Here is a 24,964-nt window from a genome sequence, read left to right on the forward strand (position 1 = left end):
TGCCGAATTTGAGGCCCAAGCATTTAGACAAACCTGGGCCAGAGTCATGCTATGCTGTGTTCGATCATGCAAGCGATACCTTATAAAGACAAAGCGATCCGATCTTGGCTTTCCTATACTGGAAAGGCCTTCGCAATCCTTTTTTTTGGCCTTATTTTTATCCTGCTGTCGGGATGCACGGGAGTTTTTGCCCCCAGTTCAAAATACCAGTCCGATCAGGCTGAACGGGTATTTTCAGCAGGGTTCGAAACCATCCAGGACAAATACATCGAAGCATTGCAGCCAGTTGATTTTGCACTTCACGGCGTAGAAAACATCGATGTCATCGACCCGGAACTGAATGTAACTGTCGCCAACGCAGTGGTGCACCTCACCCGTGGCACGGCGAAGGTTGAGACATTCACAACGCCCCAGTCTGGCGATGCCCATGGCTGGGGCCGCTTCGCTGCCCGGTTCATTAAAACCGCACGCAAAGCATCCCCACTTTTGCGCAAGGCATCAGCAGAAACCATTTACAAAGCCGTCTTCAACGGTGCCCTCGACACCCTTGATGTCCCGTCCCGATATGCAGGCCTGGAATCAGCACAGGATTATCGCGCCAAACGCGATGGATTTGGTGGCATCGGCATCCGTTTAAATTTTCATCACGCCGACGTGGAAATCATTGCCATTATGCCCGGCACCCCCGCCGAAAAGAGTCTGCTGCGTGCAGGAGACATCATCACCCATGTCGACAACACCCCCGTCAAAGGGCTCGCCAACCGCCAAATCATCCAGATGCTTCGGGGAAAGGTCGGCACTGACGCCCTGATCTTGGTCAAACGAAAGGGCCGTGCGCCCCTTCGGGTTAATCTGACACGTGCCCATATTGTTTCACAGACGGTCCACCTGAAGCGCGTTGGTCATCTGGCGATCATCCGCATTACCCGTTTCAACCACCACACAACGCGCAATCTGACACGTACCCTGAAACGCATCGGCAATCACCCCCACGGCATCATTTTAGACTTGCGTGGCAACCCCGGTGGTCTTCTTGATCAAGCCGTCTCCGTTTCTGATTTATTTTTAAAATCAGGCAATATTGTTTCGACACGGGGACGTCATCCAGAAAGTTTTCAGCTTTTCAAATCCACGGATCATGAAATGGCTGCAAACATTCCCATGGTGGTTCTGATCAACGGCCAATCTGCATCCTCTTCAGAAATTGTTGCAACCGCGCTGCAAGACCATGGTCGGGCAGTGGTCATTGGCACAAATTCATACGGCAAGGGCACCGTTCAAAACATCTCCCGACTGCCCAATGGTGGCGAAATGATTTTGACATGGGCACGGTTTCACACACCGTCGGGCTACATGCTGGAGCAGCTTGGGACCATGCCCAACATTTGCACCAGCTTTATCGAACACAAAGATATTGCTTTATCAGACCCAGATGGCAATCGCTGGATCCGGGCCCATATTCAGAAACAAATCACAGAAAACATCATCTTGCTCTCGGCCTGGCGCACCCATTTGCGTTTCGACAAGAAGTCGGAAACAAACCTGCGTCAAAAATGCCCAAAACAGACAGAAAAGTCAGGGTTTGACCTAAAAATTGCAAAGTATTTGCTCGAAAACAAGGTGCTTTACGCCCAGGTTTTGGGCAGTTCCATGCCTGCCATCGCACATTCCAAGACCCACTGATCACCCTCGCACTTGACATAAGCCAGAACCTGACTATCTTCCCGATCCTGATCTTCAGGCTCCAGACAAGGATAAGACCATGGCCAAGTCAAATACCATTAATATCAAGCTCGAATCCACTGCGGACACGGGGTTTTTCTATGTTGCAAAGAAAAATCCACGTACCCTGACCGAAAAGATGGAAAAGCGTAAATACGACCCGGTTGCGCGCAAACATGTCATCTTCAAGGAAGCAAAAATCAAGTAATCCCCATTTTTGATTGGGCTTGATTGAATAAGGTTATGCCTGCCCACGTTTGGGTGGTGCAGCAAAATAAAAGCCGGCATTGCCGGCTTTTATGCTGTGATTGGATTTTATCCTAGCGCTATGACGCCTTAGCCTCTGGCGGCATTGGATGTCATTTCCAAATCATCAGATGACTCAACCACCTGGTTTCGGCCTGCCCGCTTGGCCGCGTAAAGTGCCTGATCTGTCCGCGCCATCAGTGCTTCTCCGGTAATGGAGTCCTTTTCAACAACGCTGAGACCGATACTGACGGTCACTGAAATATGCTCGCCCTCTTGTGCGCCCGTAAAGGGATAGCCCTCAATCACACTTCTTAAACGTTCTGCCACTTTCAGGGAAACCTGGCGACTGCACTCGGGCATAATGATGACAAATTCTTCGCCGCCCAAACGCGCCGCGGTATCAAATTCCCGAAGGTTGAGCACCATACAATTCGCAATCTCCTTGAGCACCCGATCACCAGCGGCATGACCATAGGTGTCATTGACCTTTTTAAAGAAATCAATATCCAGCATCAAAATGCTCAACGGTTTGCCGCTGTTAACCGCATCTGCAAGCGCCGTATCCAAATGGGCACAAAGGTAGCGGTGGTTATAAAGGCCTGTCAGATCATCGGTAAGCGCCATGGACAGAGAGCGCTGGTAATTTTCCCGGAGCCGTTCACGATAGCGTTTCTGCTTCAGCTGTGAACGCACACGCGCTTTCACCTCATTGGCATCAATTGGGCGGATCAGGTAGTCGTTAACGCCCAGCTCAAACCCCTTAACCAGATCACTCACTTCTTCTTCATCGATGATCAAAAGAATGGGCAGGGTCCGGTATTTTTCGATTGTCCGCAAATGCGAACAGAACCTCAAACCATCATCTTCATCAAGATGCCGGCTGGCCAGAATGATATCGAATGCCGCACCATCAAGGCTCTCAACGGCATCCGCCGCCGTTTCCTTACACACAACGCTATGGCCATCCGAAGACAGCATATCTTGCAACCGTTCCCCGACATAAACATCGGGTTCCAGCACCAAAACATTGCCAGGAGAGGCATCATCAATGGCGAAACCGTCGCCGTCCATCATGCCGAACCGATCACATGTTTCTTCTCTCAAGCGCCATTCATCCATGGCCCTTTTCATGCGCACCAGGGATCGAACCCGTGCAAAGAGTGTCAGGTCATTGACCGGCTTGGTCAGGAAATCATCGGCACCCGCTTCAATCCCTTTAACCCGATCATCGGTTCCGGAAAGTGCTGTAATCATAACCACCGGAATATGGGCTGTTTCCGGGTTTGCCTTCAGCCGACGGCAGGTTTCAAACCCATCCATTTCAGGCATCATGACATCAAGCAGGATAATGTCCGGGGAATCTGAAACAGCACATGCCAGGGCATCGGCGCCGCATTCTGCCATCATCACCGTGTAATATTCAGCGATCAGTTTGGCTTCCAGCACCTTGAGATTGGTAGCAAGGTCATCGACGATGAGAACCCGAGCAGTCATGGTTAAGCCAAAATTCTTTGGATGGTTGAGATGAAATTATCCACCGAAATGGGTTTTGCGATATAGGCTTCACAGCCGCCTTCACGAATTTTTTCTTCATCCCCCTTCATGGCGAAAGCCGTCACGGCGATGATGGGAATGGATTTAAGATCATCATCAGCTTTCAGGATTTTGGTGATTTCCAATCCGGAAATTTCGGGGAGCTGGATATCAAGCAGGATTAAATCCGGATGATGTTCCCGGGCCAAGCCCACGGCTTCACGGCCATTTTTTGTCTGGACTGTTGCATAGCCATAGGCCTCCAAGAGATCATGGAACAACTTCATGTTCAGCTCATTGTCTTCAACGATCAAAACTGTCTGCACCATAGGACCCCCTGATCCAATCATTTAAATGCTGTGCAAATATCTCCGTAAAACGCCATTTAGCGCACGCAAATACCCCAACATTCAGCAATCCACTCTGAATGTCCCCATATTGCAACAAATATTGTTAATTTTTGGTGATAGATCCCAAATTTAGGACTGTTTTATGCCCAAATCTCACTTCCAACAACTCTCAGTTGCACCCTGGAATCAAGAGTCACATTTAGGGCGTTTCAGAGCCGTTATTTTTTCAAGGCTCGCATTGACACTGAAACTTCCGTAATCAAGCTCGAACCCATCGGCCACGCCGTTATCAAACAAACGAAGCCCCAGTTCGTAATCAGGGGTGGATTTGGCACTTTTTGTCGGAAAAAAGGCCAGCCGCATATGCCATGAAGGGCGATTGGTCAGGCGGCGTTTGGCCCATTTTTTTGGAGGCGTTTTAATCGGTGCGAAAATCATCGCATTGACCTCTAAGGGGCCATCACTATTGGCCCCATCAAAAATCACCCGGTTGAGCCATTTTTTGCCTTGGCGCGCCGCACGGATCAGGTCAATCACATGAACCGTCGGGAAAATGGTTTTCCGGGACAAATCGAACCGCATCCCCTTGGGCCGGGAAAAATCTGCGTGCCCTTTGCCGCCTTTTCTCGCAAGCTTTGCCTTGCCCTCCAGATCATCGGTTACCGTCCCGTCGCGGGAATTTCGACTGGTAAACCGATATTTCAGGCCATCCAGCGTTTCAAAACTTGAAAAATTGGATTCCGTCGCAATGCGGTTTCCCTCATTGTCAAACAGGACCAGCTGAACCCGCTGTACCATCGTCCACCCGGAGCAGGACCTGGCCCACTCCATCACCATGGTCCCTTTGGCACCCGTGATGTTGCCGCCTGAACGGACATGGCCAATTTTCATGGCATAGACCGCTTTATGAGGGGCCAGATTAATGGGTTTAGAGGCTGGCGCCGCATTCCCTGCCCCTGTCATCAATGGACCAAGCCCGATCAGGCCACCAAGCACGATCGCTTTGATATAGGGGACCCCACCTTGGCACCATTTATGTGACGATTTTTCCATATGTCCTCTCAGGTTTCGGGCTGATTGGGCCCTGAATGAAGGGTGTTCATTCCTATTGGCACAATTATGGCATTCTTTTCGGAACGGAGATAGAGATGGCGCACCAACCAACACCCCATCATACGGCCCACCCCCCAGGCGGCAGTTCTTGCCGCATGTTGGGTGCAAAAATGACTGAAAATTCAAAAATGGTAAAAAATTCCGATTCGAAAATCATATAACCAATTGAAAAATATGAATTTTCTGTTTGGCACGGGCTTTGCAGATGAATTGGTGGCGGTATAGGTCTGCGATCAGACGGCCGCTGGCATTGATGAAGATGAATTAATGAAACCGCTAGACCGGTTAAAGAAACTTTAGATAGAGATTGAAAGCATCATGACGCGCAAACCGTTTGACACCGAAAAGAGCACTGTTCCGCACGCTTCTGCGAGTGAGTCCTCCCTCATCTCTGATATTGGATCAACTGCGAGCAAGCTGCTGTCAACCATCAGCCAAGGCCGGAAGAACCGCAAAAAAACTGACGGCGAACTTGCCACGCCGCTGGTGGAGCAAGCGCTTGATGCCGCATCGGAAGTTGAAAACTTTCTGACCGAACAATCGGCGCGCATTGCCTATCTTGAAAACCTGACCCTGACCGATGAATTGACTGGCCTGTTCAACCGTCGCGGTTTCAACGAACAAGTGCGCCGCACCCTGGCATCCGCCAGTCGATATGGCGACGATGGTGTTCTGGTCATTTGCGATCTCGATAATTTCAAGGAAATCAACGACACCTACGGTCATCTGGTGGGCGACATCGTTCTCAGGCATGTTGCCAAGGCCATTGAGGCCCAGGTTCGTGAAACAGATTTGGTTTCCCGCCTCGGCGGTGATGAATTCGCTGTTCTTATGGTCCAGACCAATTGGCGCGATGGCCTTAAACGCGCACAAATGCTCAACCGGGTCATCAACCGAACCATTGTTACCTATGATGGCCACGAAATCACAGTCAGTGGCAGCCTTGGGGTTGAACCCTTTGGCCCTGCAGACGAAGAAACAAACCTGATTGCCCGCGCTGATATGGCGATGTACGTCAACAAGCGCAAGAAGGCTTCCATCGCGCTCAACACGGCCGCAGAATAAGCCGGTAGCCGGTTATAATCCGTATTATGAATTGAAGTCCGGGCTCTATGCTCGGCTAACGACGCGGCTAATTGCCAGATTGATTAAATGCAATCTGATCAAAAATGGCCCGATCAAAGGCCGTCTCGGCAAAATTTCCCTGATCAAAGATGGCCTGATCAAAAACAGACGCCACCAAACAGGTCTCGCCAGTCCGTTTCGGGCTACAGGTCCTGACGAGCCATGCTGAGCCATAGCCTGCATGGCGTGCCCGCTGGCGCAGGTCCCGGGCATCTCTTTGGGTCAGAGGCCCGCTAACCACGCGATATACCGTACGCCCCTTAACAAAGGCCGATATCACCTCGGGTTTGCCATTCAGATGATCAATCGAATTTGCGGCATGGTTTGCGGCTTGTTCGGCATCGGCCGCGCTGGCATAGCTGGCCAATGAGACATAATAATTCAGATTTTCCGGGGTCAAATTCCCTTTACGACCACTGGCATCCTCACGGGCGGCACCATGATGAACCGTCGCGGTTTCAGGGGGCGAAATATGAAGGGCATCAAGAACGGGGGATGCGGTCGATTTTTGGATCTTCTTTGCGGCCCCATTCCGGGTCGGGTTCATTTCCGGTGAAAATGCCGGTGACGCCGTAATAACATCGCCCGGGCCGGCTGCCGGGGCAATACTGGCAATGGCGGCCAGTTCACTATCACTCGGCATGGCAATGGGCATATCCACATTCAACACCGCATCTGCTCCCAAAAGTGCAATCTGATCCAGATCCCGCACCTTTTTGTCACGACACACGGGCTGGCCTTCAATGGCCCGAAACAACGAACAATCGCGTTCCGTCGCAGCCGATAACAAATGATCGGTATTGGTTTTCCCAGTCACCACCAAACTCAGACCACTGATGGCCTGATTCACCATGGAAACCTGCTGTGGCAAGCCCACGCAGCCCGCAAGCAAGACCGGAAAAAGGAATGGTATAATGCGCTTCATAGCAGAGTCCCCCTCGTGACTCATTTTGCACAACGCATGAATACTGCGCCATAGGACACTGATTTTACTATTATTTTTGTAGCTGACAGGCGTTAATATTAGATAAAATTTTATCTAATTGGAAGGGCATACCCAAAAACCCCACCTTTCTGCCGTTTTAAGGGCTATTTTTCCGGTTCTTCCGTCTTTTTATCCGAAACCTTGACCGGAGGGGGCGCAAATCGCAAATGCAATTCCTTGAACCGGGCATCATCAATTTGTGCTGGCGCGCCCAGCATCAAATCCTGAGCATTCTGGTTCATCGGGAACAGGATCACTTCGCGAATGTTGGGCTCATCGGCAATGAGCATGACCATGCGGTCAATCCCCGGCGCTGACCCCCCATGGGGCGGTGCCCCATAACGGAGCGCCGACAACATGCCCCCAAAACGGCTTTCCAGTTCATCTTTCTCATAGCCCGCAATCGCAAAGGCCTTTTCCATGATCTCAGGTTTGTGGTTTCGGATGGCCCCTGATGACAGCTCAATGCCATTGCAGATGATGTCATACTGCCATGCCTTGATATCCAGCGGGTCCATGGTCTCAAGCGCTTCCAGCTCACCCTGGGGCATGGAAAACGGATTATGGCTAAACTTGATGCCACCGGTTTCATCGTCATGTTCGAACATCGGGAAATCAACCACCCAACAAAATTCAAAACAATTCGGTTTGAGCAATTCCAGTTCATCCCCAAGGCGGGTGCGCGCATTGCCCGCAAGCTCTGCTGCTGCCGGGGCATCGCCTGCGGCAAAGAACACCGCATCCCCATTCCCTACTCCGGTAATTTCGCGCAATTTAGCAAGCCTGGCTTCATCCAGATGCTGGGCAATGGGGCCCTTGGCCGTGCCATCATCGTTGAAGATGATATAGCCAAGTCCACCGGCACCCAGTTCCTTGCGGGCCCAATCATTTAACTTGTCAAAGAAGCTTCTGGGCTTGGATGCGGCCCCCGGGGCTGGAATGGCCCTGACCGCGCAGCCTTTGCCCACCAGCTTTGCAAAGAGCGAGAAATCAGACCCGGCAAAGACATCACTGACATCACTGATGAGAATGGGATTGCGCAAATCTGGCTTGTCGCTGCCATATTTCAGCATGGCCTCATCAAAGGGAATGCGCACAAAGGGTGGTTTTGATACTTCCCGGCCATCGGCGAATTCTTCGAAAACGCCTGCCAAAACAGGTTCCAATGCCGCGAAGACATCATCTTGGGTGCAAAACGACATTTCCACATCAAGCTGGTAAAATTCGCCCGGCGACCGATCTGCGCGCGCATCTTCATCCCTGAAACACGGGGCGATCTGAAAATATTTATCGAACCCTGCAATCATCAAAAGCTGCTTGAACTGCTGGGGCGCCTGGGGAAGGGCATAAAAATGGCCCGGATGAACCCTGGATGGCACCAGATAATCGCGCGCACCTTCCGGAGAAGACGCGGTCAGGATTGGCGTTTGGTATTCACGGAATCCCGATCCCGTCAAACGACTGCGAATGGATGAAATAATATCACTGCGCAGGATCATGTTGCGCTGCATTTTTTCCCGTCTGAGATCAAGAAAGCGATAGGTAAGCCGGGTGTCTTCGCCATAATCATTATCGGAATTAACCTGCAATGGCAGTGCATCGGCCTCGGATAGAATCTCAAACTGTTCTATCGCTACTTCCACATGGCCGGTGGGCAATTTCGCGTTGATGGTCTCATCACTGCGCGCCACCACTTTACCAACGATGCTGACCACAAATTCAAGGCGCGCGGCCTCCACCGCCTTGAAGGTATCGGCGGACGAATCGATCACGCACTGGGTCAGGCCATAATGATCCCTAAGATCAATAAACAAAAGATTGCCATGATCCCTCTGGCGATTAATCCATCCAGAAAGCCGCACCGTTTCACCGATGTGCTCTGGTCTGATATCCCCGCAGGTATGGGTCCGGTAAGGGTGCATTTCGCTCACAAATTTTCTCCAAGACGCGCTTATGGGTTCGCTTGGGAAAAGCCATGCTTAGGGGGCAATTGTCAAGAAAAGACCTGCATTTTGGGCAATTCTCACGAAATCCGCCTCCCAAATGATAATTTGGTGGCTTTGTTGTTCAAAGCCGAATGTTTTCGTGTATAGCTTCCCCCCATGATCATCCTCAAAGATACCGAATCCTTGGCCCAGTTCTGCGACTCGCTAACTGGCGCCGATTTTGTCACCGTTGACACTGAATTCATGCGCGAACGCACCTATTGGCCGGAACTCTGTCTGGTCCAATTGGGTGGGCCCGATGAAGCGGCGATCGTCGACCCATTGGCCAAAGGCATTGATTTAAGTCCGCTGTTCAAGCTGGTCAATGATGAGCCCGTTCTCAAGGTTTTCCATGCAGCCCGTCAGGATCTCGAGATTTTTCACCATTTAACGGGGAAAATCCCAACCCCCATTTTTGATACACAGGTTGCCGGAATGGTGTGCGGGTTTGGTGAGTCTGTGGGGTATGAAACCCTGGTTGCAAAGCTTGTGAAAACCAGTGTCGACAAATCCATGCGCTTTACCGATTGGTCTCGCCGGCCTTTATCAGAAAAACAGCTCCAATATGCGCTATCAGACGTCACCCATCTGCGGGTTGCTTATGAAAAGCTGGCCCTGAAAATGAAGCCGACCAATCGCCATCAGTGGGTCGAAGATGAAATGGCCATCCTCAACTCTCCCAACACCTATCTGCCGCCCCCCGAAGACGCGTGGCGCCGGATCAAATTTCGGGGAAACCGCCCCCGGTTTATCTGCGTCCTGCGCGAACTTGCTGCCTTGCGCGAACGCATGGCCCGGGAACGCAATGTCCCGCGCAACCGCATTATGCGCGATGATATGATTCTTGATATTGCCGCCCGGGCACCAGAAACCGCCGATGCCTTGGCCCAAACCCGTTCTGTCGGCCGATCCGGTCTGCCTGCCGCATTAACCAGTGCAATCCTGGAAGCCGTGGCAAGGGGCAAGGCCATCCCCGAAGCTGACTGCCCGGTGGTCGAAAAGAAAGCGCCCCTGCCCCACGGCACCGGCCCCTTGATGGATTTGCTAAAGGTTCTGCTTAAAATGAAATGCGAAGAAAATGGTGTCGCCCAGAAACTGGTGGCGTCATCAGCGGAACTTGAAAAAATTGCCGCAGCCCCGGTTGGCAAAGAACCCGATAGCCGTGTGCTTACGGGTTGGCGTCGTGAATTATTCGGTGAAGATGCGCTTCAGCTTAAAACGGGCCGCCTCGCCCTTTCTGCCAAAGGCAGCGCAATACAGATCATTCCGCTTCAAGATTGATCGACTGGCATAATATTCCCGTAATTAATGCGCAATAACCGATTGTCGGCCCAAACGCCTAGCCAAACCCGAAAGGCGTTGCTGGCAAATATCGCTGATGAGATAGGCGTGTTCTTCAGGCAATCTCAACGTCAATTCCTTATGGCTAAGTTCCAGATTGGCATTTTCTAAAATGCCATCAACCCCGCCCGAAAGTGTGTTTGCAAATTGCAAGGCACGGCCAATCAGCATGGCGTGATCAAGGGCATATTCGCCAATCAACGGGGCAACCTGATCCTTGAACGACCCACTGACCTCGCCGCCATACCGGGCACTCACCGCAAAGGCCAACATGATGCGTTCAGGGTGGCTGATCCCAGAAAACGACATATGCAAAACTCTGGAAAAACTACCATCAGCGCGATAATCAGGGTGATCGCGCCAACAGATTTCCGAAAGCATCGCAGCGGCCCGGCGCACGCGCGTGTAGGCAGGGTCTTCTCCGGGGAATAACGGATCAATCCAGTGCCCCATAAATTCGCTTGTTCCCCCGAACCGCGACACCCGCCCGGCCCAATCGGCACAGCCAATGACAAGCGGGTCACGGGCACGCTCAGATTCCCCCAATTGTTTATAAAGCCACCCTTCCCGGAGCCCATGGGCAGAAAAAATAACCCGGGCCGGATTGGCCCGTGCCAGAAGGCCTTCCATGACCACGGCTGCCAATGGCAAGGTCGAAAGCCTGCTCTTTGAAATACCCGGAATTTGCCCAAGGGATTCCGGCCCAAGATTGGCAACCAATCGCAAGACATCCAACGCTTCCTGGCGGCTCAGGCTATAGCCGTGGATCACATGCAGGGGGTAATCGGTATGGGCCATGTGCAGCCCGGCAAAGGCCCGCCATGCCCCCCCCACGGGATAAAAATTGCGCCCCACGACATCGCCCAACCAATCCACCTGGGATAATGCCTTATCCACCAATGTCCGGGCTTTTGCCATGTCTCTACCGACAATGGCATCAAGACGCAGCACCCCCAATGGCAAGGTTGTCTGCTGGCCGATGTCACCCCTGTTAAGGGCGACAATTTCAAGGCTGCCCCCGCCCAAATCCCCCATCATGCCATTGGCATCAGGAATGCCAGAGATCACGCCAAGCGCAGAGGCTTCGGCCTCTTCGTCTCCGCTGAGAACCGATACGGGTGCGCCGATTATTTTTTCAACTCTGGCCACAAATTCATCGCCATCATCGGCGCTGCGAACCGCCTCTGTTGCCAATACATGCCAGGATTCCACACCCAATTTTCTGCCAATGCTGACAAAACGGCGAAGATGTAGGATCGCACTGCGAACACCATGGGGGTCCAGACGAAAGCCTTGCCCCTCTTGTTCGCGCCCCGGGCCAAACCCCCGGCCCAAGCCACACAATGCCCGTTCATTGGAAATAGGAACCGGAACCCGTGCCTGATCTCCATCCCCCACCTTGAACACGACCATGCGGACAGAATTGGAACCGATATCAACAACCGCTTTCAGGCCAGAACCATTTGGTTGAGGGGGCTCTTGGGAATCAAAAGAAGACACAATTATTTACGCTTTCTAATAAGGCTTTTTAAAATTTTGCTTGAAGTAGGCCCCTTTGTCGAGCGGCCAGAGAGCGATGGGTTGGTCATAAAATATTCATGGGCACTGAATGGCACGCCATCTGTGTTTTCTGTATCGGGCTTGAGACGCTGGTACCCACCATCTGGGCCAAGCGACCAGCTTTGGACAGTGTCTTTCAGGTTTGCAGCCATGATTTCATCAAGCACCTGAGCATGAACCGTGGGGTTTTCCAGAGGGACCATTGTCTCAATACGCCTGTTAAGATTTCTGGGCATCCAGTCCGCAGAAGAAATAAATACCTTTGCGTCTTTTGATGGCAGCCCTGCCCCGGCCCCGAAACAAATGATGCGGGCATGTTCCAGAAACCGTCCGACGATGCTTTTGACCCGGATATTTTCCGACACGCCCACAATGCCCGGCCGAAGACAACAGATGCCCCGAACCACAAGATCAATTTTCACCCCTGCATTCGATGCCCTGTAAAGCGCATCGATGATATCGCCATCAACCAATTGGTTCATCTTGGCCCAGATTGCCGCCGGTCGGCCCGAGCGGGCATGGTCTATTTCACCATCAATATGGGCCATTAAGGTTTCGCGCAAATTAACCGGGGACACAGCTATTTTTTCAAATTTTTCCGAACGGGCATAGCCCGTCATCAGGTTGAACAACCGGGCCGCATCCCGACACAATGCCCGGTCACTGGTAAACAGGGAAAGATCGGCATAGGTCCGTGCATTCACCGGATGATAATTCCCGGTCCCGAAATGGGCATAACTTTTCAAGCCCGATTTTTCCCGCCGGGTAATCAATGACAGTTTTGCATGGGTCTTTAAATTGACAGACCCAAAGATCACTTGGGCACCGGCACGTTCAAGGTCGCGGCTCCAGCGGATATTCGCTTCTTCGTCGAAACGGGCCTGCAGCTCCACCATGACCGTGACCGACTTGCCTGCCTCTGCTGTCTTGATCAAGGCACCAATGATCGGGGAATCCCGGCTGGTTCGGTACAGCGATTGTTTGATGGAAACCACCGATGGGTCATCGGCCGCCTGATGCAGGAACTGCACCACCACATCAAAACTTTCATAAGGGTGGTGGACAATCATGTCCTTGGCCTTGATGGCCGCAAACGCGTCCCCACCAAAGGCCTCTATGCGTTCTGGAAAGCGTGAATGATACGGTTTGAATTGCAATTCAGGACGTGCGTCCACCAGTTCAAGGATGTCTGCAAGTCCGGCCAAACCATCAATATCAAAAACATGGGCGCCGGAAACATCCAGGGCGCTGACAATAAAGCCCCGCAATTGAAGGGCGATGGGTGTCATGAAGGTCAAGCGGATCACGGACCCCCGTCGCCTGCGTTCCAGTGCCGTTGACATGACCCTGACCAGGTCTTCTGCCTTTTCCTCTAATTCAAGTTCGGTATCCCTGACAACGCGGAAAACCCCCTGATCAATGACCTGATAACCCGGGAACAGACGGTCGAGAAACAGGATGATCAAATTTTCCAGCGTAATAAATCGCGTGGCGGTGCCGGGAATGCGGATAAACCGATTTAATTGTGACGCCAAAGGCACCAAGGCCCGCACCGGCTCTAAATCATCGCCATTCGTTTTATTGGCCTTCCCCTTGCCCGTTGCCAGGCTCAGCGCTTTCAGTTCCAGAATTAAACTAAGCCCCAAATTCGGAATAAAAGGAAAGGGTTGTGCCGGATCAATGGCTGTGGGCGTCAGTACCGGAAAGACCTGCTCCATGAAATAACGCTCTAACCACACCCGTTCGGGCTCGGTAATATCACCTCGGGACACCACGGAAATGCCCTCTTCGCGCAGGGCGTCACACAAGATGGCCCAGCACCCCTGTTGCTGTTCCAAAATGATCGCTGACGCATTGCTAATAGCGGCCAGTTGTTCCTGTACCGTCATCCCGTCATCGGCACAATGATTGTGGCCCCCGCGCTGCTGTGCCATCAGGCCAGCGGCACGCACCATATAAAATTCGTTGATGTTTTTTGCAGAAATGCTGAGAAAACGCACCCGCTCTAAAATCGGATGGGCCGTATTCATGGCCTCTTCGATGACCCGCCTGTTAAAGGCCAGCCATGATAATTCGCGGTTGATAAACCGTTCCGGGCCAAGGGGCAGGCCGGAAGATTTTTCTGAGGCGAATTTATCCGTCATTTCCAAAACCCGATCCGTTTCTGAACCTCACTTAAACTTTATCAATTATAGATTTTGTTGCAGATAAAAGCCAGATTGGGCACGGGGCACCTAATCAGCATCAAGGGCTAACAATTCCCGCACCAAAGGCACCGTCACGGCCCGGCCTTCGGCCAAAGCCCGGGCATCGGCTGCGGCCACCAGACAGCGCGCCGCATCGAAACTGCGCTCCATCCGCGCTGCCAGAAAATTTATGACTTCTGCGCTGACATGGACTTGGCGGTCAGAAAACAGCTTGACCAAAAGCGGCCCCATCAGCCCGTCATCAGGCAAGCCAATCTCGGCCACCCCAATGGCCCCAAGCCGCGATGCCAAATCCGGTAGCTGGACGGGCCAACGCGCAGGTGCCGAATTCCCTGTCAGCAAAAGCATGCCGCGCAGGGTTTGGACATGGTTCAGGAAATGAAACAGCATCTGTTCTGAATTCGCATTGCCCATGCATCGGTCTGCGCCGTCAAAAACAACCGGGGTATCCATATCCCCTGATTCCATCAATTCGGCCAAATCATCAATGCCTATAAATCTTGCATTGCATTTGGCCGCCCAAACCCGGGCCAGATGACTTTTGCCAGAACCCGCAGGCCCAACAACCGCCAATGCCGGCCCCGGCCAATCGGGCCAACGATCAATCCACGCGAGCGCTTCCCCATTGCAGGGCGCTTCCAGAAAATCTTCGCCATCAAGGCTTTGATGCGGGGTAAAGGGCAGGGTTAATTGAGAAAAACTGTCAGGCGTATTCCGGCCAGATTTTTTCACGGCCCGCCATCCTCACCTGGCTTACTGCTGGCCCCAAGATAAAGCGGGCTTTTCAAATATTGATGGACGCCAAAGCGAACCAGAACCCCGATGACCGCCGCCAGCGGCACGGCCAGCAGAACACCGACAAAACCCAGCAAAACACCCCCAGCCAGCAAGGCAAAAATGATCCACACCGGATGCAGCTGGATCCGGTGTCCCACTAATTTTGGCGTCAGGAAATTACCTTCACCGATCTGACCCACCACGAAAATAGCCGCCACAATCGCTATCGGTTGCCAATCACCAAACTGGGCACAGGCCATACCCACGGCAACCACAAAACCACCGATGGCACCAACGAAAGGCACAAATGACAACAGGCCTGCAAACAACCCAATGACCAGACCAAATTCAAGCCCCACAAGGCTGAGCGTCACGCCGTAAAAAGCAGCCAAGATCAAACAAACCAGCCCCATGCCACGGACAAAGCCCGCAATCATATCATCGGCTTCATTGACCAGCGCCTGAATGGTTTCCCCATGTTGCCTGGGCAACCAGCCCTTGGTGGTAGTAAGAATCTTGTCCCAATCGCGCAACAGATAAAAGGCAACAATGGGGGTGATAACAATCAGGGAAATCAGGTTCAATAACGCAATCCCACCGCTCCAAATGCTGGCGAGCAGACCCCCGGCAAGTTTCAGGGCATCCCCGGCAAAACCGCCAACCGCACCTTTCAGGCGTTCAAGGTCTGCGGGAGAGAGTTCTGAGCTAACCCGCACCAGAACCGAGCCTAGACGCTCTTGCAACACCCGCATCACGTCAGGCAATTTCCGGGCAAGGTCCAACAATTGTGCTTCGACCAGCGGGGTCAATAAAACCAGCCCTGCCCCGAAACACAAAAAGAAAAACACCAAAACCAAAGAGGTCGCCAATGACCGGTTCATCTTCGCCCGCGACAAACGCTCCACCACCGGGTCCAGAAAATAGGCCACTAACAATCCGGTTACGAAAGGCAATAAAATTGGGCTGAACAGATGCAGCAACAAACCGAAAACGACAAACCCCAAAAGCCAGGTCAGGGTGATCCGGGAAAGGTTCATGACTGATCCTCCAGTGAAGATGCTTGAATTGTCCAGCGGACAACATAAACCGCACCGGAAAGAACGGTGGTCAACGCGGCCAGCCAAATCAGGATTGTTAGCGCCATGTCATAGTCAACATCAAGCGCCAATAAGGCCAGCACGAACCCAGCCAGAATAATCTGTGTTGCTGTATTGACCTTGCTAACAAACAGGGGGGTCATCTGCAGACTTTGGGTCAAGGTATGATAGAGCATCGCCCCACCAATGATCAGAATATCGCGGAACACAACCAAAATGACGATCCAACTCGGCAAATAACCCTCGATCCCGAAGGTGATAAAAACACCCATCAGCAATGCCTTATCGGCCAGTGGATCAAGATACGCCCCAAGCACAGATTTGGCCTCAAGATAGCGCGCAAGAAAGCCATCCACCGCATCAGAAATGCCCGCACCGACAAACAGCCAAAAGGCCAGAACCATCTGGGAATCAACAATGGCCCAGACCAGAATTGGTACGGACAACAAGCGGGCGAGCGATATAAAATTGGGGATATTCAAGGGGTTACAACCGGGTTCAGTGGCGGGGTTGATCTTGTTTTTTGAGCACCACGGTCTTGTGGCTTACCAAAATGAAGATTCCAGTAGATAGGCCCCCTCGAAAGATTAAGGTCGCTCTGGCTTAACGCTACGGTCAATTGATCTTCGTCTCCAAGAAAATTTAGTCTGATACGGGCCGTCTTCTTTGAAATATATATCAGATCGCTTCGACGAACAAAGGCAACCTGTTTCAATCGTTTTTTAATATCCAGCCAATCAGCCAGAGAAGTGATGGGCACTTCTGCCGTTAATTCAGTTCCGGTATCGAAACGCAAACGGTTCGCGCGTTTCCAACCCTCTTCAACCTGGACAACCACCGCCCGTGCCGCCCGTTTCAGGCCTTCCTCAATGGGCTCGCCCGGGACCAGATCAAAAGACATAAGCCGGGTCTGTTCCAACCGGGTCGTGCCCACCCTGCTCATGGTGACCTGAAGACGGTGCGCCGTGGCCGGTTTCTTGGTTATCTTGTTTTCAGCACCCTCTGACTTTGCATCTGCTTTTAGCCCTGACTTTGGCGTTCCCACATGCTGGCGGACGATCACCACCAAGACATCCACGGCACCATAGCGTTTGGCGATTGCGGACAATTGTTTGTCATTCCCACGCACTGCCTGCTCAGCCCCGATCAAAGAGATATCGCGAAGGTCCCCCTTGGGGTGAATCAGCGGCACCAGTCCATCCGATGAAGGCTGGGCCAGAAAGGATGCCCGCCAGGGATTGGGATTGTCCCACAGCGAATAGGCACCAGAGACTTCATAAATGGGTAAAACCAGCACGGGTTTGCTGCGCGTTTCTGCAAACCCGATGCCGTAGCCCCGCAAAAGTCCCCGCACGGCATCGCTTTTAAAACGAACCTTAAGGGTTGCGAGATACCGGACCTTTGACGTCTTTTCATCGATCACTTCAAAATCGCGGACCAAATCAGCCAACAATGCCGGGTTAACCTTAGGCAGGCGCGAAATGTCTTCGTTCAGGGCAATGCGGGCCAAAAGCCGCTGCATGGCCTTGGCCTGACCAGCAAAAAGGGCCTTATCGCGGGCCAGGGCCGCGGTCTTGGCGGTCATATCCACCTTGGATTCAGCAATGGTATAGACATTTTTGGCAGCAAGGCTTGAGTCCGAAAATGCGATTGCAAGCGAACAAAAAACCAAAGACCACACAAAAGACTTCACCAAACGCCCCCCCAAAAGCCGGCCCGCCCTGAGATGAGGCGAAAAACCGGTCAAGACATTGATCATATGCGATTGAATCATTACAAACCGCCGCAGATATATTAAACAGATACGGTAAACAGGCCGCAAACTTAATTGACGTGTCACAGGATCAAACCCCGTACCATTGAATTTGTCTATCAAAGGGCTGGAATGCAAGGAGAAACCCATTAAACGCGCAACCTACAGAGACGCCGGTGTCGACATAGACGCGGGCAACGCATTGGTCCAAAAGATTGCACCCATGGCAAAGGCGACGGACCGAAGCGGGTGCATGTCTGGTCTGGGTGGGTTTGGCGCATTGTTTGATGTAAAAGCCGCAGGCTTTAAAGACCCTGTTCTTGTCGCCGCCACCGATGGCGTTGGCACCAAATTACGCCTTGCTATTGATACCGGTCTTTTCGATACCGTGGGCGTTGATCTGGTGGCCATGTGCGTTAACGATCTGGTCGTTCAAGGTGCAGAACCCCTGTTCTTTCTGGATTATCTGGCCACTGGCGCGCTGGAGGTTGATGCAGCAGCCCGGGTCATTGCGGGCATCGCAGATGGCTGTCAACAGGCCGGTTGTGCACTGATTGGTGGTGAAACTGCTGAAATGCCTGGCATGTATGGTGATGGGGACTTTGACCTTGCTGGTTTTTCCGTCGGCGCCGTTGAACGCGACCAAGTATTGACGGGCGCCACCATCACGCCCGGTGATGTGGTGTTAGGGCTGGCATCCAATGGGCTCCATTCCAACGGGTTTTCACTGGTGCGGCGCGTGGTGGCCGATGGCAATCTGGATTGGAACGATCCCGCGCCATTTGCGCCCAAACGCAGCCTTGGCGAAGCGTTGCTTGATCCAACCAGAATTTACGTCAAAAGCTGCCTTGGCGCGATTGCCCTGAAAAATGCCCAAACCGGTCTTTCCGCCATTAAAGGCCTCGCCCATATCACCGGAGGCGGGTTGAGCGAAAACATCCCAAGAATTTTACCCAAAGGCCAACGCGCGGTTCTTGATGCAACCTTTTGGGATTTACCGGACGTTTTTGCATGGCTTCGCGATGCGGGCAACATTGCAGATGAAGAACTGGCACGCACCTTTAACTGTGGGATTGGCATGGTTGTCATCACAACCCCCGAAGATGCCGATGGGGTCATCAAAGCCTTGAACAAAGGGGGCGAGCGCGTATCTAAAATCGGGGTTATTGATGTCGCCCCTGACAACAGCACAGACACAATCGTTGAAAACACGGGAACGGCATGGCGCGGCTAAAAATCGGGGTTCTAATTTCGGGATCAGGCACCAACCTTCAGGCGCTGCTGGATGCGGCTGGCGCATCGGATTATCCGGGCGAAATCAAACTCGTCATATCCAACAAAGCCGATGCCCATGGTCTTGAGCGTGCCCGCAAGGCAGGGGTTGAGACCCGGGTCATTCCCCATGGTGATTTTCCAGATCGTGAACGTTTTGATGACGCGCTCGATGGGGCCCTTCGCGATGCGGGCTGTGAACTGATCTGTCTGGCCGGGTTTATGCGAATTTTAACGGACAAATTTGTGACCGATTGGGACGAAAGAATGCTCAACATTCATCCATCCCTGCTGCCCGCCTTTCGGGGGCTTGATGTTCACCAGCGCACCCTTAACGCTGGCGTGCGCATCACGGGGTGTACCGTACATTTCGTCCAGCCAGAACTGGATGCGGGACCCATCATTGTCCAGGGCGCTGTGCCAGTTCGTTCCCAAGACGATGAAAAAAGTCTGGCCGCCCGCATTCTTGCCGTGGAACACAGAATTTACCCCTTGGCGGTGCGCCTCATTGGGGAAGGCCGGGTTCGGGTTGAAAATGGCCGGGTTATCATCGATGACACAGACCTTGCCCCAAATGATGCCCATCTGATCAGCCCTGAGCGATAAGCCCCCTCCCCCCAACGAACAAAGCCTCCGACACAATCTGTGCAGGAGGCTTTATTTATGGTGCCGGGGGCGCTATAGAAGGGGCAGAACAATGACCCGTTATTTCAAGGAGCACACCATGGCCGAATTCGATGATCTCAAGTCCCACGAAGAAATGTGGGATAATTTCGTCACACTGGTCACCTACAGCACCATTGCGATTGTAGCGACCCTGGCACTTTTGTTCCTGTTCGTGGCCTAACAAAGGCCCCGTGAAGGTTTTGGGGCCTAAAGGCCCTCCCCTTCAGAGCTGATTAGCTCACAATTTCCAGTTCAGAAAAGAAGAAGGCAATTTCTTCGGCTGCCGTGTCCGGTGCATCGGATCCGTGCACGGAATTGGCTTCGATGGATTCTGCAAAGTCTTTGCGGATGGTGCCGTCATCAGCATTAGCCGGATTGGTTGCACCCATGATTTCACGGTTGCGTGCGATGGCGTTTTCGCCTTCCAGCACCTGAGGGATCACCGGGCCAGAAATCATGAAGTCACAAAGGTCGTTAAAGAACGCCCTTTCCTTGTGCACCCCATAAAATACTTCTGCCTGTTCACGGGTCAACTGGATACGCTTTTGAGCGATAATCCGAAGGCCCCCTTTTTCAAAACGGGCGTTGATTTCACCGGTCAAATTGCGCCGGGTCGCATCGGGTTTAATAATCGAAAGTGTTCGTTCAAGTGCCATTGAAATAGATGCTCCAAAAGGTTTAGCGGCGCGCCTTATAGACGGATCGAAGGCCAAGGGCAAGGGTCAGGCAAAAAATCTACATTCTGAAAACCATTGTTTGCCCTATAACGCCTGCTTTTCCCAGCCCCCGGATTCTCCCTGACGCCAATAAGTCAGGTCGTAACCCATTGATTTATATGCCTGCCAATGAGAACGGGCGCTGTCCAGGGCAATTTGATCATTGCCATCAAACATTTCCAGACAACGCTGATAATCGGCAACCATTTCTGAGGGCACCCCATCGGCCAGAACCAGAACCGTCGCCTGATTGGGATTGTCGTCCCCAACCGTCAGCCAGATGGGCTGGCCCTGAGACTGCGCCTCATCGAAGCCATCCTTAACCGAGCCATGGGGCAGAAACGAATCATTTGCATACGTCCACAGCGATGCATTCAACGCTGCCAATTGCTCTGGAGAGCCGGCTTTGACCACCGCCTTCAGGCCATTGGCCAGGACCTTTTCCAAAAGCCGGGGCAAGGCGGTTCCCAAAGGGGACTGTTCCAGATGATAAAAAGCGATTTCGGTCACGATGTGCGCTCACGATCCTTCGTAATGATCTGCGACCAATCGATCCAAAAGCCTGACACCAAATCCAGTGCCCCCGCCCGGGACCGTTGGCGCATCCTTGCCCGACCACGACACTCCGGCAATATCAAGATGGGCCCAGGGCACATCGTTGACAAAACGCTGCAGGAACTGGGCTGCAGTGATGGACCCGGCCCCGCCGCCCGAAGAAATATTCTGCACATCGGCTGCCTTGGAATCAATTTGCCGGTCATATGCTTTTCCCAGAGGCATCCGCCAGAGCTTTTCATCCATAGCCTTGCCCGCATCTAAAAGCTGGTCCGATAGTTTGTCATTATTGGAAAACAGCCCCGCATGATGGGCACCAAGGGCCATAATGATGGCCCCGGTCAAGGTCGCAAGATCGACCATAAACTGCGGCTTGAAGCGTTTTTGGCAGTACCACAATGCATCGGCCAACACCAACCGCCCTTCGGCATCGGTATTCAAAACCTCAATAGTTTGGCCGGAATAGGATTTAACGATATCACCGGGCCGCTGTGCCCTCCCTGAGGGCATATTTTCAACCAGACCAACGATCCCAACCGCATTGACCTTTGCCTTACGGGCGGCCAGCGCCTGCATCAGGCCGATCACCACGCCAGACCCTGCCATGTCCCATTTCATGTCTTCCATGCCCTTTGATGGCTTGATGGAGATCCCACCGGTATCAAAGGTGACCCCCTTGCCAACAAAGGCCACAGGGGCTGCTTTTTTGCCTTTTGCCGAAGCACCATTCCATTGCATGACCACCAATCGGGGGGGCCGGGCGCTGCCCATGCCCACGCCCAAAAGCGCCCCAAAGCCCAGTTTCTTCATTTTCTTTTCGTCCAGCACTTCAACCTTGACCCCAAGGCGCGATAATTTACGCGCTTCACGGGCCAGTGTTTCAGGATAAATCACATTGGCCGGTTCAGAGACGAGGTTACGGGTGGAGAAAACGCCCCCCGCCACCGCATCCAGACGCCTAAACAAACGCCCCGATGCCGCCATTGCCGTCGCTGGCACCTGCACGTCAAGACGATCAAGTGCCGGTTTGTTTTCCTTTTTTTCCGTGGTCCGATATTTGTCGAAACGATAACTTCTAAGCCGTGCCCCAACCCCAACATGGGCTGCCAATTCTGCAATGCTCAACTTGCAGCCTTTAGGCACCTCTACCAAAACTGCCGCGCGTTCATCGCCACTGGCACCCAACTGGGCGGTCGCTACCCCACCGGCCTGTTCAGCCACCAGGTCCTTCACCTCAGAACCCTTACCAAGGCCAACGACGATAACGCGGCTAATCGATCCCTTGCCGGGAGCCAAAACCACCAGGGTCTGGCCCGCGTTTGCCTTGAACCGGCTAGCCCCCATGGCGCGCTTGATGGCGCCGCCAAGGGTTTTGTCAAACGCTAGGGCACAAGCCAGCAATCTCGGGGCATTCTTGTTCTGGTCTGCGAATACGACCACAGCACCTTTTTTTGGTGTTTGGGGCTTTGAAAATGCAATCTTCATAGGTCTTTCTCCCGAGGGACATGCTGAAACATAGATTTTGGGAACATTTATTCCCAATCTGGGCCGCGAGTGTAACCACAGGGTTGCAAAAAATCTGCCCCAAAATTGCGAACCCGCCCCCCGACCGCTCCAAGGGGCTAAAAAGTAATTTTAAGCCAGCAAAGCCTAAAGGATGGCGGAACAAAACAAGACGCTTATAATAGAGAAGATGAACTGCACATTTCGCTACATGCTGCGCCAACTTGTTTGGCCGCTCTTTTTCGCAGTCATCGCCATTTCCGGCATTGTCTGGATGTCGCAATCCCTTCGTTTTGTCGATTTGGTCCTTAATCGAGGCCTGCCGTCATATAACCTTTTCCATCTGGCATTTCTGGTGTTGCCCATGTTTACGTCGGTGTTCCTGCCGATCATCCTGTTTGGGGTTATCATCTTTTCCTACACCCGGATGAACATGGACAGCGAACTGGTCATTTGGCGGGCAGCCGGGATCAGCCCATTGCGCCTTGCAGCACCTGGATTGAGTGCTGCCATGCTGGTGGTTATCTTGTGTTATGCGCTGAACCTTTATTTCATGCCCGGAGCCTACCGCCAGTTCAAAGACATCCAGCATGCGATCCGAAACAATTATTCCCAGGTCTTGCTGCGCGAAGGCGCTTTCAACGAAATCGGGACCGGGTTGACGGTTTACATTCGCGAACGGGGCCCTAATGGCGAATTGTTCGGCATTCTTGCCCATGATCGGCGAAACAAGGGCCAGCCCATCACGGTGATGGCTGAACGCGGGGCCATGGTCAACACCGATAACGGGCCAAGGGTCGTCATGATTAAGGGCAACCGGCAATCGATCAAGCGCACAGGCGATGACCTGTCCATCCTCTATTTTGACCGCTACACCCTTGATCTACATAATCAGGGCACCAAAGGTGGTCCCCGTTGGCGAGAGCCCAAGGAACGCTTTCTCCATGAATTATTCCAAATCCGTCAATCGGGACCTCACGCCGCCAGCGATAAGCGTTACGAACTCAAACTTTATGCTGAAGGCCATCAGCGTCTGGCATCCCCTTTGCTGGCACTGGCCTTTACGTTGTTGGCGCTTTCTGCCCTGTTAACCGGGGATTTCAAACGCGGTGGACAGGGAAGCCGTATCATCGCCGCAACCCTTTTCATGTTGGTGACCCAGGCAATCAACATCAGTCTTTTCAGCTTTGCCGGTTCGAGCTTTATGGCAGTGCCCTTTATGTATCTATTACCCATTTCGATTATTTGTGCATGTGCATGGATTTTGTTTCGGGAAAAATCACGGTTGCGGCCAACGACCCGCCCCCCGACCCTGTCAGCGAAGGCATAGGTTAGCTTTATGGCGACAGTCACCCCGGTCTTCTCAACCCTTTCGCTGTATCTTTCACGGCGTTTTTTGTTTGGGTTTTTTGTCGTGTTACTCTCGATCGGTTCCATCATCTTCTTGATTGATATTGTTGAACTGATGCGCCGCAGCGGCACCCGATCAGACATCACCTTTCAAATCGTCCTTCAACTGGCATTGTTGAAACTGCCCTATATGTTGCAAAAAATTCTGCCCTTCACGGTTTTATTTGGCTCCATGCATGCCCTGTGGCGCATGACACGGACCAGCGAGCTTATTATTGCCCGGGCATCCGGGGTTTCGGTTTGGCAATTTCTGGCGCCTGCATTTTGCGTGGCCGCGCTGATTGGGGCATTTTTTGTTGCCGTCATAAACCCAGTGGGGTCGTCCATGCTGTTGCGTTACGAACAACTGGAAGCAAAATTATTTCAAGGCCGCGCATCCCTGCTTTCCGTTTCAGAAGCAGGGTTATGGCTGCGCCAATCTGATGCCCAGGGCCGGGCCGTCATCCATGCCCAACGCATGGCACCGGGAAAAATCATCCTGAGCAAAGTGACCATCTATCTTTACGACACCGAAAACCGCTTTACCGGCCGGTTGGATGCCCCCCGCGCCCAGTTGGAAAAGGGGCACTGGCTATTAAGCAATGTTTTGGTTACAGCCCCGGGACAGCCTTCCAGCAGGGAACCGGTCTATAAAATTCCCACCGACTGGACAGCTGCAAAAATTCAGGACAGTTTTTCTTCGCCCGAAACCCTGTCCTTCTGGAATTTTCCCGGGTTCATCGCCATACTGGATCAGGCTGGGTTTACTGCGGCGCGGCACAAGGTTTACTGGTACTCTCTTTTGGCGCTGCCCATTATGCTCGCTGCCATGGTTCTGGTTGCCGCCAGTTTTTCATTGCGCACGGCCAGACGCGGCGGCGTTGCCACACTGATCGGGGTGGGCGTGTTGTTCAGCTTTTTTCTTTTCTTCCTGTCCGATGTGGCTTTCACCCTTGGCCTGTCATCGGCAATCCCGGCTTTTCTTGCAGCCTTCACCCCGGCAATGGTAACCCTTTTAATTGGATTATCTATTTTGATGCATTTGGAAGAAAGCTAGGCATGAACG

At 52.6% G+C, this 24,964-nt stretch carries 23 protein-coding genes; 9 read left to right on the forward strand and 14 right to left on the reverse strand.

Annotated elements, in window-relative coordinates; genetic code table 11:
* Positions 1–66: 66 nt before the first annotated feature.
* Both HOJ08_00115 and rpmG read left to right on the forward strand, forming a co-directional pair.
* The gene (locus HOJ08_00115) at positions 67–1,683 is read left to right on the forward strand and encodes a S41 family peptidase (protein MBT5671840.1); all 1,617 of its coding nucleotides are present in this window, start codon (positions 67–69) and stop codon (positions 1,681–1,683) included.
* Positions 1,684–1,762: 79 nt separating this feature from the next.
* Complete coding sequence (gene rpmG, locus HOJ08_00120) at positions 1,763–1,930, forward strand: 50S ribosomal protein L33 (protein ID MBT5671841.1); 168 nt, start codon at positions 1,763–1,765, stop codon at positions 1,928–1,930.
* 128 nt (positions 1,931–2,058) lie between these two features.
* Here the strand turns inward: rpmG and HOJ08_00125 are convergent, their stop codons facing one another.
* The 3 genes from HOJ08_00125 to HOJ08_00135 form a co-directional block, all read right to left on the reverse strand.
* Positions 2,059–3,465, reverse strand: coding sequence for a PleD family two-component system response regulator (locus HOJ08_00125; protein ID MBT5671842.1), 1,407 nt, complete (start codon positions 3,463–3,465; stop codon positions 2,059–2,061).
* Between the two features lie 2 nt (positions 3,466–3,467).
* Positions 3,468–3,833: a response regulator gene (locus HOJ08_00130; protein ID MBT5671843.1), complete on the reverse strand. Its 366-nt coding sequence runs from the start codon at positions 3,831–3,833 to the stop codon at positions 3,468–3,470.
* Between the two features lie 207 nt (positions 3,834–4,040).
* The gene (locus HOJ08_00135) at positions 4,041–4,907 is read right to left on the reverse strand and encodes a cell envelope integrity EipB family protein (GenBank protein MBT5671844.1); all 867 of its coding nucleotides are present in this window, start codon (positions 4,905–4,907) and stop codon (positions 4,041–4,043) included.
* A gap of 378 nt (positions 4,908–5,285) precedes the next feature.
* Between HOJ08_00135 and HOJ08_00140 the strand changes: the two genes are divergently transcribed.
* On the forward strand, positions 5,286–6,032 hold the full coding sequence (locus HOJ08_00140; protein ID MBT5671845.1) for a GGDEF domain-containing protein: 747 nt from the start codon (positions 5,286–5,288) through the stop codon (positions 6,030–6,032).
* Positions 6,033–6,099: 67 nt separating this feature from the next.
* Here HOJ08_00140 and HOJ08_00145 read toward each other — a convergent pair whose 3' ends face one another.
* Both HOJ08_00145 and aspS read right to left on the reverse strand, forming a co-directional pair.
* Entirely contained in the window at positions 6,100–7,017 is a 918-nt protein-coding gene (locus HOJ08_00145) for an SPOR domain-containing protein (GenBank protein MBT5671846.1), read from the reverse strand.
* Positions 7,018–7,181: 164 nt separating this feature from the next.
* The gene (gene aspS / locus HOJ08_00150; protein ID MBT5671847.1) at positions 7,182–8,999 is read right to left on the reverse strand and encodes an aspartate--tRNA ligase; all 1,818 of its coding nucleotides are present in this window, start codon (positions 8,997–8,999) and stop codon (positions 7,182–7,184) included.
* A gap of 180 nt (positions 9,000–9,179) precedes the next feature.
* Here aspS and rnd point away from each other — a divergent pair, with 180 nt between their 5' ends.
* Complete coding sequence (rnd, locus tag HOJ08_00155) at positions 9,180–10,343, forward strand: ribonuclease D (protein ID MBT5671848.1); 1,164 nt, start codon at positions 9,180–9,182, stop codon at positions 10,341–10,343.
* Positions 10,344–10,367: 24 nt separating this feature from the next.
* Here rnd and HOJ08_00160 read toward each other — a convergent pair whose 3' ends face one another.
* The 6 genes from HOJ08_00160 to HOJ08_00185 form a co-directional block, all read right to left on the reverse strand.
* The gene (locus HOJ08_00160) at positions 10,368–11,903 is read right to left on the reverse strand and encodes a Ppx/GppA family phosphatase (GenBank protein MBT5671849.1); all 1,536 of its coding nucleotides are present in this window, start codon (positions 11,901–11,903) and stop codon (positions 10,368–10,370) included.
* A 2-nt stretch (positions 11,904–11,905) separates the two neighbouring features.
* A complete protein-coding gene (locus HOJ08_00165; protein ID MBT5671850.1) occupies positions 11,906–14,107 on the reverse strand; it encodes an RNA degradosome polyphosphate kinase in 2,202 nt (733 codons plus the stop codon).
* Between the two features lie 90 nt (positions 14,108–14,197).
* Positions 14,198–14,854, reverse strand: a complete 657-nt coding sequence (locus HOJ08_00170) for a DNA replication protein (GenBank protein ID MBT5671851.1) — start codon at positions 14,852–14,854, stop codon at positions 14,198–14,200.
* A gap of 44 nt (positions 14,855–14,898) precedes the next feature.
* Complete coding sequence (locus HOJ08_00175) at positions 14,899–15,984, reverse strand: AI-2E family transporter (GenBank protein MBT5671852.1); 1,086 nt, start codon at positions 15,982–15,984, stop codon at positions 14,899–14,901.
* Positions 15,981–16,526 carry a CDP-alcohol phosphatidyltransferase family protein gene (locus tag HOJ08_00180; GenBank protein MBT5671853.1) on the reverse strand — a complete coding sequence of 182 codons (546 nt, stop codon included), beginning with the start codon at positions 16,524–16,526 and terminating at the stop codon, positions 15,981–15,983. Before HOJ08_00180 ends, HOJ08_00175 begins: the two co-directional genes overlap by 4 nt.
* The gene (locus HOJ08_00185) at positions 16,523–17,818 is read right to left on the reverse strand and encodes a DUF2066 domain-containing protein (protein MBT5671854.1); all 1,296 of its coding nucleotides are present in this window, start codon (positions 17,816–17,818) and stop codon (positions 16,523–16,525) included. The genes HOJ08_00180 and HOJ08_00185 overlap by 4 nt, the downstream gene beginning before the upstream one ends.
* A 127-nt stretch (positions 17,819–17,945) precedes the next feature.
* Here HOJ08_00185 and HOJ08_00190 point away from each other — a divergent pair, with 127 nt between their 5' ends.
* The 3 genes from HOJ08_00190 to HOJ08_00200 all read left to right on the forward strand — a co-directional run bounded on the left by HOJ08_00190 (position 17,946) and on the right by HOJ08_00200 (position 19,916).
* Entirely contained in the window at positions 17,946–19,031 is a 1,086-nt protein-coding gene (locus HOJ08_00190) for a phosphoribosylformylglycinamidine cyclo-ligase (GenBank protein ID MBT5671855.1), read from the forward strand.
* Entirely contained in the window at positions 19,019–19,675 is a 657-nt protein-coding gene (locus HOJ08_00195) for a phosphoribosylglycinamide formyltransferase (GenBank protein ID MBT5671856.1), read from the forward strand. Before HOJ08_00190 ends, HOJ08_00195 begins: the two co-directional genes overlap by 13 nt.
* Positions 19,676–19,766: 91 nt before the next feature.
* The gene (locus HOJ08_00200) at positions 19,767–19,916 is read left to right on the forward strand and encodes an aa3-type cytochrome c oxidase subunit IV (protein ID MBT5671857.1); all 150 of its coding nucleotides are present in this window, start codon (positions 19,767–19,769) and stop codon (positions 19,914–19,916) included.
* Positions 19,917–19,968: 52 nt separating this feature from the next.
* Here the strand turns inward: HOJ08_00200 and ndk are convergent, their stop codons facing one another.
* From ndk to HOJ08_00215, 3 genes are all read right to left on the reverse strand, one after another.
* Positions 19,969–20,391: a nucleoside-diphosphate kinase gene (gene ndk, locus HOJ08_00205; protein MBT5671858.1), complete on the reverse strand. Its 423-nt coding sequence runs from the start codon at positions 20,389–20,391 to the stop codon at positions 19,969–19,971.
* Positions 20,392–20,496: 105 nt separating this feature from the next.
* Positions 20,497–20,961 carry a DNA polymerase III subunit chi gene (locus HOJ08_00210; protein MBT5671859.1) on the reverse strand — a complete coding sequence of 155 codons (465 nt, stop codon included), beginning with the start codon at positions 20,959–20,961 and terminating at the stop codon, positions 20,497–20,499.
* Positions 20,962–20,970: 9 nt separating this feature from the next.
* Positions 20,971–22,491: a leucyl aminopeptidase gene (locus HOJ08_00215; GenBank protein MBT5671860.1), complete on the reverse strand. Its 1,521-nt coding sequence runs from the start codon at positions 22,489–22,491 to the stop codon at positions 20,971–20,973.
* 208 nt (positions 22,492–22,699) lie between these two features.
* On the opposite strand from HOJ08_00215, the gene lptF reads away from it, so the two are divergent.
* The gene (lptF, locus tag HOJ08_00220) at positions 22,700–23,839 is read left to right on the forward strand and encodes an LPS export ABC transporter permease LptF (protein MBT5671861.1); all 1,140 of its coding nucleotides are present in this window, start codon (positions 22,700–22,702) and stop codon (positions 23,837–23,839) included.
* 9 nt (positions 23,840–23,848) lie between these two features.
* A complete protein-coding gene (gene lptG, locus HOJ08_00225; GenBank protein MBT5671862.1) occupies positions 23,849–24,955 on the forward strand; it encodes an LPS export ABC transporter permease LptG in 1,107 nt (368 codons plus the stop codon).
* The last annotated feature ends 9 nt before the right edge of the window (positions 24,956–24,964 follow it).

This window comes from Rhodospirillales bacterium (assembly GCA_018666775.1).
GTDB lineage: Bacteria > Pseudomonadota > Alphaproteobacteria > SMXQ01 > SMXQ01 > JABIXC01.